Genomic DNA, 12198 nt, shown 5'->3' with positions numbered 1-12198 from the left:
GTATATTTCATGAAAAATTGTCGTAATATCTGGAAAGCGTGCAATTGCAAACTGTCACAGACAACCTGTCTATGGGGAAATGGGTCAGATCATAAGTATGAGAATCCGAATATGAAACAACCTATTCACTTAACCAAAACGAGCCTCTTTTCAAACATATTAAGAGACTCGCATGAGTAATTCTTATGATTTTTCAACTGAATTTAAGCTTTCCAGAATATCCTCCGTATCTCGATCTTCGTCATAAACTAATACTTCATCAACCGATTGATATGCTTTTCCATATAATTCTTTATCTTTATACGTATGAATATCTTCATACATTTTTTTCATTTGTTCAAAAATCATTTCTTCTGATTCATCATTGGGAGACCAATATAATATATCCATAGCATTTTCCTCATTTGTTGCTAGAGATCGCCGATTATATCCAATGGATTGTGCGTGGGTAAACCCTTCTTTTTGATAAAAATGAAGTCGTTTTTCTGTATCCGTATCATCATAATCGACTGGTTCTACTTCCAAAATGATCGGCTTATTATTCTTTTTAAGTTTGTCAATTAATTGATGTCCAATACCCTGTCCTCTTGTTTCTGATGAGACCCATACATAATCGATAAAAATAAATGTATCAAATTCAGCATACATCATTACATGCTGGGGACTTTCGTCTTTATAATAAACATCTCCCTTTTCATCTAAAAGCATTTCCATATGCTCTTTTGATTTCATCTCTTCTACCGGAAAGTACTTGTTTAGCTTTTCATACCAGTTCATTGATCTACTCCTTATCTTTTCGTAGTCTTGTTTAGTATAGCGAAAAAAAGATGATTTGTTAAATGCTTCCAGAAAAATAGACTATATTTAGTATATAATTCTTGTTGATTTTTATTCTGGATTTTCGACTGGTGTTCCTGCACTCTTCACTAATTTTTAACCAAAAAGAACTTTATTACTGATTCTCTTCATTAAATGCCGGCAACTGATGAGCGTGCTGTTACAGACATAAAACTAGGGATACAAATCGTAATGTTAGTTGTACCCCTAATTCGTATTATTAATTATAACATCTAAAACTATGCTACTTTATGCCGATTTTGTAATCAACATTATCTGTGTATACATTGCCTGCATTCCATAGAAGAAATTCATTAATTCCATTTTCATAAAGTGCTTTAATTTGGGCTTCTATTTCAGCTTTGCCATATTGCTTTGTGACCCCACTATATAGCCAAGGAGCTTCAAAATCCTGAATCCACGGTCGTGAAATAGGTGGATCATCCAATGCACTTAATACTTTATTTTCCACTTTGGCATATTCTGTTACCAGTTTATATGGTTCGGTATCCGGTTTTGCAATCCCGAAATAAGATGTCCAATGGCTTGGATAAATCATCGATGAAATAACATCTACATTAGCTGAGATTTTTGAAAAGTTCTGTCCAATGCCTGGCGTTTCTTCAATGGTTGCAGCATAACCGAATATATCAACAGCTACATCAACACCGTAATATTCCAATTCCTCTCTGGCATATTGAACAAAGTCTGTTACTGCTTCAACACGTCTTTTAATATTATTCTGTTCAGAGTTTTCATAATCGCCTAAAGTGTAATCCAGTTCTTTATCTTTATTTTCAAATCCTTCTGGGAATCGTACGTAATCAAACTGAATTTCTTGGAAGCCCATTTCTGCAGCCAGCTTGGCAATTTCCACATTATATTCCCAAACCTCTTTTTGGAACGGACTTACAAACGCCTCACCCTTATTATTTACCCACACTTCCCCATTTTTAGTAAAAGATAAATCCGGTCGTTTTTTTGCAAGTACAGAATCCTTGAAAACTACTATTCTGGCAATGGGATAGATCCCTTTTTCTTCAAGAATCTGCATCATGCCTTCCGGGTCGCTTATGTAATTCATGGCGATGTCTTCATAGGCTGAACCTTCTTCAGGTTGAAAGGTTAAGTTACCATGATCTTCTTTAATATCTATTACCACTGCATTTAAATCGGTTTTTTCAACAAGATCAAGCAGTGTTTCAAAGCGACTTCCACCTGCTGAATTACCCGTCACATAAACTCCTCTTACTGCATCCGGATATGCAAAATTATAGCCTGAATCATATGTAAAACGTTTCATATTTTGCCGTGTATCAATTAATTTTAAGTTTGTTTGCCTTTCTTTATGTAAGCTCATCCTTTGTACTTCTTCTCCACTACTAGATATTGGTATCAAAATAGAGAGCAGGAGAACACTTATGACTGTAAAAATTGAATACTGCTTTTTCCCCATATACTATCAATCTCCTAAATTCACTTTAAGAGGTTATTCAAAAAGTCCGGTGAAAATAACACTTCTTAAGGTATCTTCTACCAAGTACCGACACGTCCTGGTGCTGCGCCAAGGCTCGTCCACCGAAAACCATGATGTCGAACGTAGAAGTCACCACATCACTCATAAAGCTCGTTGGCTTGCTTTTTTTGCAGCTTCGAAAGGAAAGGCACTTTTCCTGCATGCGATGTGATTTGAGGAAAGTTTTCCTTGTGCTCAAAGCTTCACCGTCTCGAACTTCTCGATCCTTTTCATCCTCCTTTTGAACAGCCACTTTAATCTAGTATAAATGAAAAAGATATATAAATGAATGGGTAAAATGAAATATTTTGTCGAAATTTTTGGTTGGTATGCAAAAATAGCTTGTGGGGCAGTTAAAGTTGAAGTTAATTAATAACTGCCCTTATACTAGCCGAGTAATTTTAGCCTAATGTTCATGAGCTGATGATTCTTGATCATTTTGACACATTAGCGAATCTTCATGGGGGTGTTCATTGTTTTCCATCTGAATCGTTACATGACCAATACCTTTATGTTCCAATTCCTGTTCAATTGTTCGTAAAAGGGTTTGGCTATCCTGAATGGTCAAGCCCCCATCTATCACAGCATGACAAGAAAGTGCGTTCTGTCCACTCGTAATACTCCATACATGCAGATCATGTATCTTCATAATTCCCTGGACATTTTCTAACGTATGAATAACTGCCTGTAAATCAATATTTTTTGGTGTACCTTCCATCAACACATGAATAGCATCTTTGGTGACTCTCCATCCACTAATTAACACTAAAACAGCCACAAATACACTCGCTAACGGATCTGCCCAGCCCCAACCAAAAAACATGATCAACAAAGCGGCAGTTACTGCCCCAACAGAACCAAGTAAATCACCTAATACATGGAGAAAAGCCGCTCGCAGATTTAAATTTTCCTCCGTATCCCCTCGCATTAATATCCATGCAACAAAGATGTTTACTAATAAACCGATGGAAGCGATAATTAACATTCCTGTTGAAGCTACTTCCGGTGGATCTTGGAAACGCTGAAATGCCTCATAAAATATATAAATTGAAATTAACAATAGCGTAACCCCATTAAAAACAGCGGCCAATATCTCAAATCGTTTATATCCATAAGTTTTGCTATAGTTTGCAACTTTTTCCCCTAATGTAAATGCTAATAATCCAATTCCCAAAGCTACAGAGTCACTCAGCATATGTCCTGCATCAGATAATAAAGCAAGACTATTGGTAAGAAACCCTCCAATCGCTTCAACAATCATATAAACAGTGATAATACTAAAGCTGATCATCAATGCCTTTTTGTTGGCACCGTGCGTATGGTTATGTCCATGATCATGTCCCAATTGTAAAACCTCCCTCATATATTGCACAATAAATCTGTTGCATGCTAATAATGAAATTTTTTTATTGTAAATTATTTATTCGCTCCAAGTATTTTTACTAGTTATGACATGCGTGATCTATCGTTTGCTTCAACACATTTATGACATGTTCATCATCATGAGAATAAAAAAGTGTTGTTCCCTCTCGACGGAATTTTACCAATCGTAAATTCTTTAAAAAACGCAATTGATGAGAAACAGTCGACTGTCGGAGGTGTAATGCTTCTGAAATTCCATTTACAGCGTATTCCCGATGAAACAGCAAATGAAGAATCCGGATTCTTGTTGGATCACCTAATGCTTTAAATGTTTGCGATACAACAAACAATGTTTCTTCATCCAAGTCTTCATTCGTTTTAATTTCTTTATTTTCATTGGGTTCTACCATTATAATTTCCTCACTTTCCATTTTGATTCAAAGGTTTGAGAAGTAAACCTAGAATTTATATGACTATATTAATATATATTCATATATTAACATAGTGTGAGTCATTGTCAATCCAAATCAAAAGTTTTTACTGAATTTTTCAATTCTTTATTACATTCGTTGTGAACCACCCGTTAAACTTAAATTGATGGTTAGTGGATCGTCAATTTTTCATCTGATCAAGCAATAGCTTAAGAAGCAATTAAACAAGCTTCTACTTAAATCCCATCTACTCAAACAGCAGTAAGCCAAGTTCAAAGCGCCAATCTAACTCAGCAAGCACAGGCTGAACATAAAAAGATAATTCTCATACCAAGTATGGTATGAGAATTATCTATTAGGGATCGACAAACGCTCATCATTAAGAACGGGTTATTAATGATGAATTTAGTAACAATAAAAGTTCAATCTTTTTGTGAGCTTTTGTCATATGTTTTTTATAGTAATAATAAAAACGGAATGCACTATCCGTTAGATTACATTTTAATTTCCATTCTCATGACTATTCTAGTTATTTTGCTTATTCTTTGATGCAGCTTTTTCCATACTTAAATAATTGGCAACTACATACCCCACTGATTTGGCTGCAACTAAAATCGCATCTTCATCTAAATCAAATTTAGGGTGATGGTTGAAATATGGCTCTTTTACTTCCTTTGGTGTACAACCAATATAAAAATAAGAACCAGGAATCTTCTCTGTATAGTACGCAAAGTCATCGGATGGTGCCAATTTAGGAAATTCTGTGACTTCCTTAATGTCAATATCCTCAACTTCCTTCAACGTATCCGCTACAAATGAAGTCAATTCTGGATCATTATATAACGGTGGATAGTCAGGTTTAAAATAGAGTTCACATATTACCCCAAATAATTCTTCGGTTCCCTTCACAATACGATGAATTTCCTTGTCAATAATTTCCTTGGTATCATTATTTGAATAGCGAATATCCCCTTCAATTTCAATACTATCTTTGATCACATTAAAACTTCCTTTACCATCAAAGGAACCAATCGTCACTACACCTGCATTCAACGGATCCACTCTGCGACTAACAATAGTCTGCACAGTTGTTACAAAATAAGCTCCGGCAACAATCGCATCATTTGCCCTATGTGGAGAAGAACCATGCCCTCCACTTGCCTGTAGACGAAGTTTAAAATAGGCTCGACCATTAAAGGCATAACCACTATGATAACCAATAGTACCAGCAGATGCCATCGGTAAAACATGAATGCCAAAGATCGCATTTACATCATCCAGAAATCCTGCTTCCACTATGCTCCTAGCTCCGCCTGGGGGTACTTCTTCGGCATGTTGATGAATAATTTTTACTATTCCATGGATCTTTTCTTTTAATTGGATAAGACAATCAGCTAAAACTAGTAAGTAAGCTGTATGGGCATCATGACCACAAGCATGCATCACACCTTCATTTTTTGACTTAAAAGAAACATCCAATTCTTCTGTGATAGGAAGTGCATCAAAATCAGCCCGAAGTGCGACAGTTTTACCTGGTTTATCGCCTTTTATAGTTACAACAATTCCGTATCCATTTCCAGCATTTGTCACTAAATCAACATCTTTTCCTTTGTAAAAATCAGCAATATAGGTTGCTGTATTATTTTCATTGAAAGAAAGCTCCGGATTCTCATGTAAATAGCGGCGAATTTCAATCATCTCATCTTCTCGTTCTTCCAACATTTTCATTAATTGTTCATTCATCAATATTATCCCCTTTCATACTTGAAAGCCCCATTGATTGTTAGTTAAGCTGAATCGATAGTTACATATGGGATACACATATTGCAATCCCTACTTTTCGTTAAGACAATTTTAACTGTGATATTCTATATTTTTTAAAACTGCATCTTATTCTATTTATTCCCTATAAGTGCGTGTTCAAAAAGGAGGATGAAAAGGACCGAGAAGTTCGAGGCGGGGCAGCTTTGAGGACCGGAACGTATGCAATTAAATACGTGAGGACCGGGCTTGCACAGGATGTGCTGACTTCTACGTTGCCCACAGGACGTGGGCGGTCTTAGTAGAAGATCCACTATCGCCAACGAAGAAATTCGAAGTGTCATTTTCACCGGACTTTTTGAACATCCTCTATAAAATAAAGGTTTACACTTGTTTATTTCATCATAACTAGCAATGAATACCGTAATTATTATTGTTATGGAAAAAAACATGCTCTTCTGAGGAGCCTAATCATCATAAAATAATTAAATTATGAGCAGAGTAGATCCTATTCCAATACCATTCAATTATTACTCAAGCAAATTGGTATACGGAACTTTTCTTAACGGTTATAATAATAAAATTGCGATTTTATTATAGGAGAGAATAAAAAATATGTTGAAAGCTTATTCTTGGCTAACTTTTTGCGTAGTCGTATGGGGCAGTAATTTCGTGTTTGGAAAGATTTTAGTGCAAGATTTTTCCCCAACTCTATTAACATCATTAAGGCTTTTCTTTATTCTGTTATTTTTGGTTGGATTATCAGCTTTTAAGAAACATGAAACAATTTTAAATAAAACAGATTTACTTGCCATTACTTTTCTTGGGATTGTTGGTGTATTTATCAATCAATGGACTTTTTTTGTAGGATTAGAAACCGCTGATCCTACAACATCTGCATTAATTCTGGCAACAACTCCTATTTTAACTGGCTTTTTGGCAACCATTTTCTTAAAAGAAAGATTGACAGTTCGCATGTTGCTGGGATCGGTGCTTGCAATCATTGGTATTTATTTTGTTGTAGCAAAGGGAAGTTTATCCACTTTACACATTGATAAAGGGCTATTATGGATTGTTGTTACGATGATAACATTCGCCATCATGATTATTATGACAAGGGTGCTTTCACGTAGAGTTGATTCACTTACAATTACCTTATATTCGAATATGGTGGGCTTTATTGTTTCAGTCCCCTTTGCTTTTGTAGCAGACAATCCTTTAAGGGTAAGTTTTGATGTTCCTGGCTGGGCTTTTCTAATTGGAACGGCAATTGTTGTACACGGTATCGCTACCCTTATTTGGAATAACAACATTCGGCATGTCAATGCTTCGAATGCATCAATATTATCTAACTTAGAACCTTTTGTAGCTATGATTATGGGACTAATTTTATTGTACAAGCCGATTACAAGCGTGGAGATAGTAGGTTCCTTATTTATTGTGGGAGGCGTCATCCTTTCTACTTATCATAAGAAGGTCCATACAATTGAGCAAGATCTGGTGGATAAACAGAAGAAATGAAGCTAGTTTTTTTCGAACTATAAAGCTTGAACTAATTTTCACCAAATCTTTACAATCCTATAATATAATTAAAATAAGGCTATAAAATTTGAAATGACCATGTTGATACCAAGTAGCCTAAAATTTAACCATGACACGTTGGCCAAAGTGGTCTGATAATTTAATGATATCACCTTCTAACGTCTGAGGTTGGAAGTCTGGAGCAATATCTCCTACATTTAACCCAACATTTGCTTTCGTTATAATCTCGTTCATTTCATTAACTGCTCCATTGTCATTCGCCTGTGTGCTATTATAATTAGTTCCCCCTTGTTCATTCGCTTCATTCTTAGAACTTGCTGAATCAATCTCTTGGAGTACCAGATCAACAGCTAGCGTAGTAACACTAATACTATAAAATGGAAGCTCTTTTAATCTGTTATTGCATTATCCTTCTCGTTTCCTCTTTCTCAGTAGTCGAATTTGATTTCATCCGCATTTTTTATTCTTTCATTACCATATGTAGCAATTGACTGCAATACTATTTTTGGCAGTATCAACTTTTTTTGAGAAATGGGAATTCAACTCCAAGCATTTTTAGTTCAGCTATTTCTTTTAATTCCATTACTACATTTAGCTTATTTACATTAATATACATATTTTTATTCTCACTCTTGTAATTCTTTGATTTTAACTCGTTGATTAATCAAGTACTATTTTAAGATCTGTAATAATTTGTTCTATCGACTCAGAATCGACACCTTTGTAATTTTTAACGATGACCCCTTCTGGATTTACTAAATAGAATCTAGTACCATGCATTACTTGATCAGAACCTTCCGGCGGCTTTTCCAAAGCGGACTGAAATGATTGTACCGATAGCTCTTTTATCGTTTGGAAATCATAACCTGTCAAAAACGTCCAATTATCTAAATCTGCCTGATAACTTTCTGCATATTCTTTTAAAACTTCAGGTGTGTCATATTCAGGATCAACACTGAATGAAATAAGTTGGGCATCCAAATTTTCTTCCTTCATTTTATCTTGGATTTTAGACATGTTAGATGTCATTGGTAAACAGACAGTTGTACAGTTTGTAAATATAAAATCTGCAATCCACCATTTGCCATTCAATTCTTTTAAGGATAGCGCTTCCTTATCTTGTGTTGTAAACTCAAAGTCCATTACTTCTTTCGACATATTTGTTTCAAGCTCTTCACCACAAGCAACTAAAAAAATAGTAAGAACAATCATTAGAACTTGCAAGTGTTTCAATACATTCCCATCCTTTCCTTATAATAATTCAAGTTATACCTTACCATAAGCTAATGCTTAATATTATTTTTCTGTTCAGTTGTAACTCCTCTGTCGTGTCCCCTCCTATCAATTTGGTTATTTTCAACCATAACTTTTAACAAAATGTATCAGCATTAGGTTAATTAATCAATGGTTTTCATGTGAAAGGTTTGTGAAAATACTTCTAACTACATTAATTTTCACTAAATGTTTAAAAAGATTCAGTATGAAGTTTACCTCTTGCATTTCTACAAAAGGATATATATAATGATAAAAACTCGATATATTAGCAATGAAAAAGGCGTAGTACTTTTGCCCATTGATATTTAGAGAGCTTGTGGCTGGTGAAAACAAGCATCAAGGTAAATAGGAATTGGACTTTCGAGCTATTATTAATGAAGTGATCTTAAAGTTTTAAGATAAATAGGGTGGCAACGCGGGGCATGTGTCATGAAACCACAAACTATTTTAATTAAAGAAGATAGTCTGGAGTACATTATTATAGAGTTTACGATTAGAAGCGGGTGATTATTCACCGCTTTTTTTGATGATAAAACTCTACTATTAGCAATTACAGTACAGTTTAGAAAGAAAAAACAATTTTTAAACTATAGGAACTCTAATTATAGAGGTAAATTAGGTCGTTCTAAAACAGCAAACAAAAACGCCCAGAAAAATCTGAGCGTCCTTATCTAATGATTTTTATCTACCACATTCTCAGGAATATAAATTTCAATTTTTTTAGATAGTTTAATGGTAAACTTTTCCTATTTAACTCACATTGGAAACAACGGAGTAAGTATTCTTCTGAAATTCTGATTGATTTTATCCTCGGTTTGTAATTTTGATATACCCCAGAGAGTTGATAAATATTCAACAACTAATGAAACATTATATGGCTCAGCTGGAAGACCATTAACTTTTATAAAAGGACCATCAGACTCTGTTAAAATCCTTGTTGGAGGAATTCTTTTAACTATTTTCAAACCAGATTTAGAATTTATCATAGCAGTATTAATAGAAAAATAGTGCCCTTCATTTAGGATATCCTCAATTAAAGATAATGGTCCAGTATACCAATGAAAAACCACTGGTGATGTCTCATGTTCTTTTAAGATATCAAGTACATTCTTTTCTGCCTTACGAGAATGAATTGTGATAAATCGGGGACGATTTTTAATTTTTTCTAAAACAAAGTTAAAGCTATCAATTTGTATCTGTTTATTTTTTAAATGTTGCTTTGAAAAATCTAGTCCTATTTCACCTATATAAGAGGTTTTGTCTACTAATTCTTTAAATAAGCGTAATTCACTTTTATGATGACTTCCAGCCATAAGTGGATGTAGACCTAGTGCCAAACGCACTTTTTTGTAATCTTTAAGATGAGGATATCCCATTTTAAAGTGACTAGGCAAATTTGTTACTGCGATTGTTTTAATATTTCTATTCTCAGCTCTTTTAGCCACCTCATGTGGGTTACTAAACAAATCTACATGACAGTGAGTATCTATCATATTTTTACCCGCCTATAATTCCAGACTTTTCTTTTAAAGCATCATTCCCTTTATCTGTGATCAATTTTTTAACTTCTTCTACAGACCTTACAACTAAATGAGAGTAAATTAATAATTCTTCATCAGGAATTTTGCCACTTGCAACAAGTAATCTTGCAATCTCCATATTAGAGTACCCTTTTTTTATAAATGAAGTGTACGCACGTAGGTCTGCAGGAGTTTGCAAATTCGAATCTAATACAAATTGATTGGAGCAAAAATCTATGCCATACATTTCATTATCCCATTCTAACTTATGCATAGAAGCCCTTCTATAAATGCATGGAATACAAACACCACAACTTTTTGCATTTCGATTTTCCCAATTTCGTGTATGTCCCCTTTTCCCACATGAAACAGTCAGTGGTGCTATCTTCTCAATTAAAAAACGGTTTTTACAATTACCTAATGCCTCGCCCTTTGTTTGGTATTTTAACGGATTATCTATTTCATTTTTAACACCAAGACCGACTAGTACATCCTGAAAAGATTTTATGAAATATGGATGAGTAGTGCGCGTACTACAAGATCCTCTCCTCGATGGTGTTAAAGGAGGATTTAATGAAATCACTCCGTTTTCAGGTATTAGTAAAGGTGTATCAGGACTGACATTATTCGCAGCAAAAATACCTAGTCCCAAAAATAGTAGTGATCTACTTCTAAACGTTGTCTCATCACCACTCTGATCTTGACCAACTTTTATTTGAAAAAAATCTACTCGATCTCCATAAGTGTTTTTAAGATTATTAAAAACACTATTCTGATCTGATTTTGGCCCTGAAACATGTGGATCGTAATGACCTACTAATAGTAAATTATTTTCTAGATTATTTTCTAAATAATCTATTACCCCTATAAGTGAATCTAAGCCTCCAGAGAATAATGATACTGCACCATAATGCTTATGGGTATAATCACCTTCTTCTCGGGAATGACATACTTCACCAGTATGTTGCCTAAAGCTAATAGTCCAATTATCCCCTGTTAAAAAGGATAGACATGAAACTAGTTTTTGATTAATACTTTCCCACAATAAAGGGTTATTAACAGGAATTTGTAAACTTAAGTCTCTTGTCCAACAATCAGAAGCATGATTTTCTCTTGAGATCATTTTATCAACTATGTAAATAACTGATGTAAATAAAATTAAATCAGGTGTTATTGTGTTTTGACCGTTATACATAGAAACAAGTTCACGATAATTTATATTTAGGCTGCATAAGTGCCCTAGTTCATGATTCAAACCAATTTTTACAAAGCCAGTATCTTCCTGTATATTTCCAATTTGTACATCTAATTGCATTTTTATTCCCCTCCAAAGATATAGAGAGTTTCCTCTAAAATTTCCGAAGCCACTTTTTGTCCTTCAGTACCTGTCCAATCCACCTGTGCAATATCCTTTTCTAACTGGAATGAATCTACACGTGACACTAAGAATTCTTTAATACCAGATAGAAATGAATCTGCTTGCGCCTCTCCAACTCTAGTTACCAAACGTTCATAAAAGACTCGACAAAATTGTTCATATAAATAGTAAGAAAAGAATTTCGAAAAAAGATTCTTCAAATCACTAGTGGTAAACTTTTTATCAAATACATCTTCAATAACTTCAGTATCATCAGTAATTCCCTCAGTATATTCCCATAAAAGGGTTGTTAGAGCGTTCCTTGAATCTACATCATCTATAGTACTTGAAGATTCGCTAAAAAAGTCAATTAATCTATTAGTAACTTCGAATACATTCTTTCCTTCTAAGTTTCCTAGTTCAAGGAATTTGTATGCTTCACGGAAACCCATCTGATCAATCAGCGAAGCAAAGCGTCCCATATTTCGTACAACATTTACCGCAGATTTCCCACCAATTGCTCCTCATCGATTTAGTTCCCTATAATATGTTAACGATTATGTCTATCATCAATAGTTGACATATTATTTTAATCTA

The 12198-nt window shown here is 34.4% G+C and carries 12 protein-coding genes; 2 read left to right on the top strand and 10 right to left on the bottom strand.

The window, feature by feature from the left end; genetic code table 11:
- Positions 1 to 183: 183 nt before the first annotated feature.
- A complete protein-coding gene (locus tag AC6HVZ_RS00060) occupies positions 184 to 777 on the bottom strand; it encodes a GNAT family N-acetyltransferase (protein WP_497556081.1) in 594 nt (197 codons plus the stop codon).
- A 304-nt stretch (positions 778 to 1081) separates the two neighbouring features.
- The gene (locus AC6HVZ_RS00055) at positions 1082 to 2197 is read right to left on the bottom strand and encodes a putative glycoside hydrolase (RefSeq protein ID WP_497556080.1); all 1116 of its coding nucleotides are present in this window, start codon (positions 2195 to 2197) and stop codon (positions 1082 to 1084) included.
- Positions 2198 to 2258: 61 nt separating this feature from the next.
- Here AC6HVZ_RS00055 and AC6HVZ_RS00050 point away from each other — a divergent pair, with 61 nt between their 5' ends.
- Positions 2259 to 2525, top strand: a complete 267-nt coding sequence (locus AC6HVZ_RS00050) for a hypothetical protein (protein ID WP_497556079.1) — start codon at positions 2259 to 2261, stop codon at positions 2523 to 2525.
- Between the two features lie 234 nt (positions 2526 to 2759).
- Here the strand turns inward: AC6HVZ_RS00050 and AC6HVZ_RS00045 are convergent, their stop codons facing one another.
- The 3 genes from AC6HVZ_RS00045 to AC6HVZ_RS00035 all read right to left on the bottom strand — a co-directional run bounded on the left by AC6HVZ_RS00045 (position 2760) and on the right by AC6HVZ_RS00035 (position 5889).
- On the bottom strand, positions 2760 to 3698 hold the full coding sequence (locus AC6HVZ_RS00045) for a cation diffusion facilitator family transporter (RefSeq protein WP_497556078.1): 939 nt from the start codon (positions 3696 to 3698) through the stop codon (positions 2760 to 2762).
- A 97-nt stretch (positions 3699 to 3795) separates the two neighbouring features.
- On the bottom strand, positions 3796 to 4125 hold the full coding sequence (locus AC6HVZ_RS00040; RefSeq protein WP_497556077.1) for an ArsR/SmtB family transcription factor: 330 nt from the start codon (positions 4123 to 4125) through the stop codon (positions 3796 to 3798).
- Between the two features lie 546 nt (positions 4126 to 4671).
- On the bottom strand, positions 4672 to 5889 hold the full coding sequence (locus tag AC6HVZ_RS00035; RefSeq protein WP_497556076.1) for an amidohydrolase: 1218 nt from the start codon (positions 5887 to 5889) through the stop codon (positions 4672 to 4674).
- A gap of 633 nt (positions 5890 to 6522) precedes the next feature.
- Between AC6HVZ_RS00035 and AC6HVZ_RS00030 the strand changes: the two genes are divergently transcribed.
- Complete coding sequence (locus tag AC6HVZ_RS00030) at positions 6523 to 7428, top strand: DMT family transporter (RefSeq protein WP_497556075.1); 906 nt, start codon at positions 6523 to 6525, stop codon at positions 7426 to 7428.
- A gap of 117 nt (positions 7429 to 7545) precedes the next feature.
- Here AC6HVZ_RS00030 and AC6HVZ_RS00025 read toward each other — a convergent pair whose 3' ends face one another.
- The 5 genes from AC6HVZ_RS00025 to AC6HVZ_RS00005 form a co-directional block, all read right to left on the bottom strand.
- Positions 7546 to 7683 (bottom strand): hypothetical protein, encoded by a 138-nt coding sequence (locus AC6HVZ_RS00025; RefSeq protein WP_497556074.1) that lies wholly within the window; start codon positions 7681 to 7683, stop codon positions 7546 to 7548.
- A gap of 426 nt (positions 7684 to 8109) precedes the next feature.
- Positions 8110 to 8682, bottom strand: coding sequence for an SCO family protein (locus AC6HVZ_RS00020; protein WP_497556073.1), 573 nt, complete (start codon positions 8680 to 8682; stop codon positions 8110 to 8112).
- 797 nt (positions 8683 to 9479) lie between these two features.
- A complete protein-coding gene (qatD, locus tag AC6HVZ_RS00015) occupies positions 9480 to 10217 on the bottom strand; it encodes a Qat anti-phage system TatD family nuclease QatD (protein ID WP_497556072.1) in 738 nt (245 codons plus the stop codon).
- A 4-nt stretch (positions 10218 to 10221) separates the two neighbouring features.
- Complete coding sequence (gene qatC, locus AC6HVZ_RS00010; protein WP_497556071.1) at positions 10222 to 11559, bottom strand: Qat anti-phage system QueC-like protein QatC; 1338 nt, start codon at positions 11557 to 11559, stop codon at positions 10222 to 10224.
- Positions 11560 to 11561: 2 nt separating this feature from the next.
- The gene (locus tag AC6HVZ_RS00005; protein ID WP_497556386.1) at positions 11562 to 12119 is read right to left on the bottom strand and encodes a Qat anti-phage system associated protein QatB; all 558 of its coding nucleotides are present in this window, start codon (positions 12117 to 12119) and stop codon (positions 11562 to 11564) included.
- Between the last annotated feature and the right edge of the window lie 79 nt (positions 12120 to 12198).

The sequence above is a fragment of the Oceanobacillus sp. NCCP-135 genome, from assembly GCF_059698015.1.
The sequence above is the reverse complement of the archived record's forward strand: the minus strand, read 5'-3'. Positions and strand labels throughout refer to the sequence as shown.

Bases quoted from the DNA above. Each gene is read 5' to 3' on its own strand.
- AC6HVZ_RS00025 (WP_497556074.1), bottom strand. From the start codon at position 7,683: ATGAACGAGATTATAACGAAAGCAAATGTTGGGTTAAATGTAGGAGAT.
- AC6HVZ_RS00030 (WP_497556075.1), top strand. From the start codon at position 6,523: ATGTTGAAAGCTTATTCTTGGCTAACTTTTTGCGTAGTCGTATGGGGC.
- AC6HVZ_RS00040 (WP_497556077.1), bottom strand. From the start codon at position 4,125: ATGGTAGAACCCAATGAAAATAAAGAAATTAAAACGAATGAAGACTTG.
- qatD (WP_497556072.1), bottom strand. From the start codon at position 10,217: ATGATAGATACTCACTGTCATGTAGATTTGTTTAGTAACCCACATGAG.
- AC6HVZ_RS00060 (WP_497556081.1), bottom strand. From the start codon at position 777: ATGAACTGGTATGAAAAGCTAAACAAGTACTTTCCGGTAGAAGAGATG.
- AC6HVZ_RS00055 (WP_497556080.1), bottom strand. From the start codon at position 2,197: ATGAGCTTACATAAAGAAAGGCAAACAAACTTAAAATTAATTGATACA.
- qatC (WP_497556071.1), bottom strand. From the start codon at position 11,559: ATGCAATTAGATGTACAAATTGGAAATATACAGGAAGATACTGGCTTT.
- AC6HVZ_RS00050 (WP_497556079.1), top strand. From the start codon at position 2,259: ATGACTGTAAAAATTGAATACTGCTTTTTCCCCATATACTATCAATCT.
- AC6HVZ_RS00035 (WP_497556076.1), bottom strand. From the start codon at position 5,889: ATGAATGAACAATTAATGAAAATGTTGGAAGAACGAGAAGATGAGATG.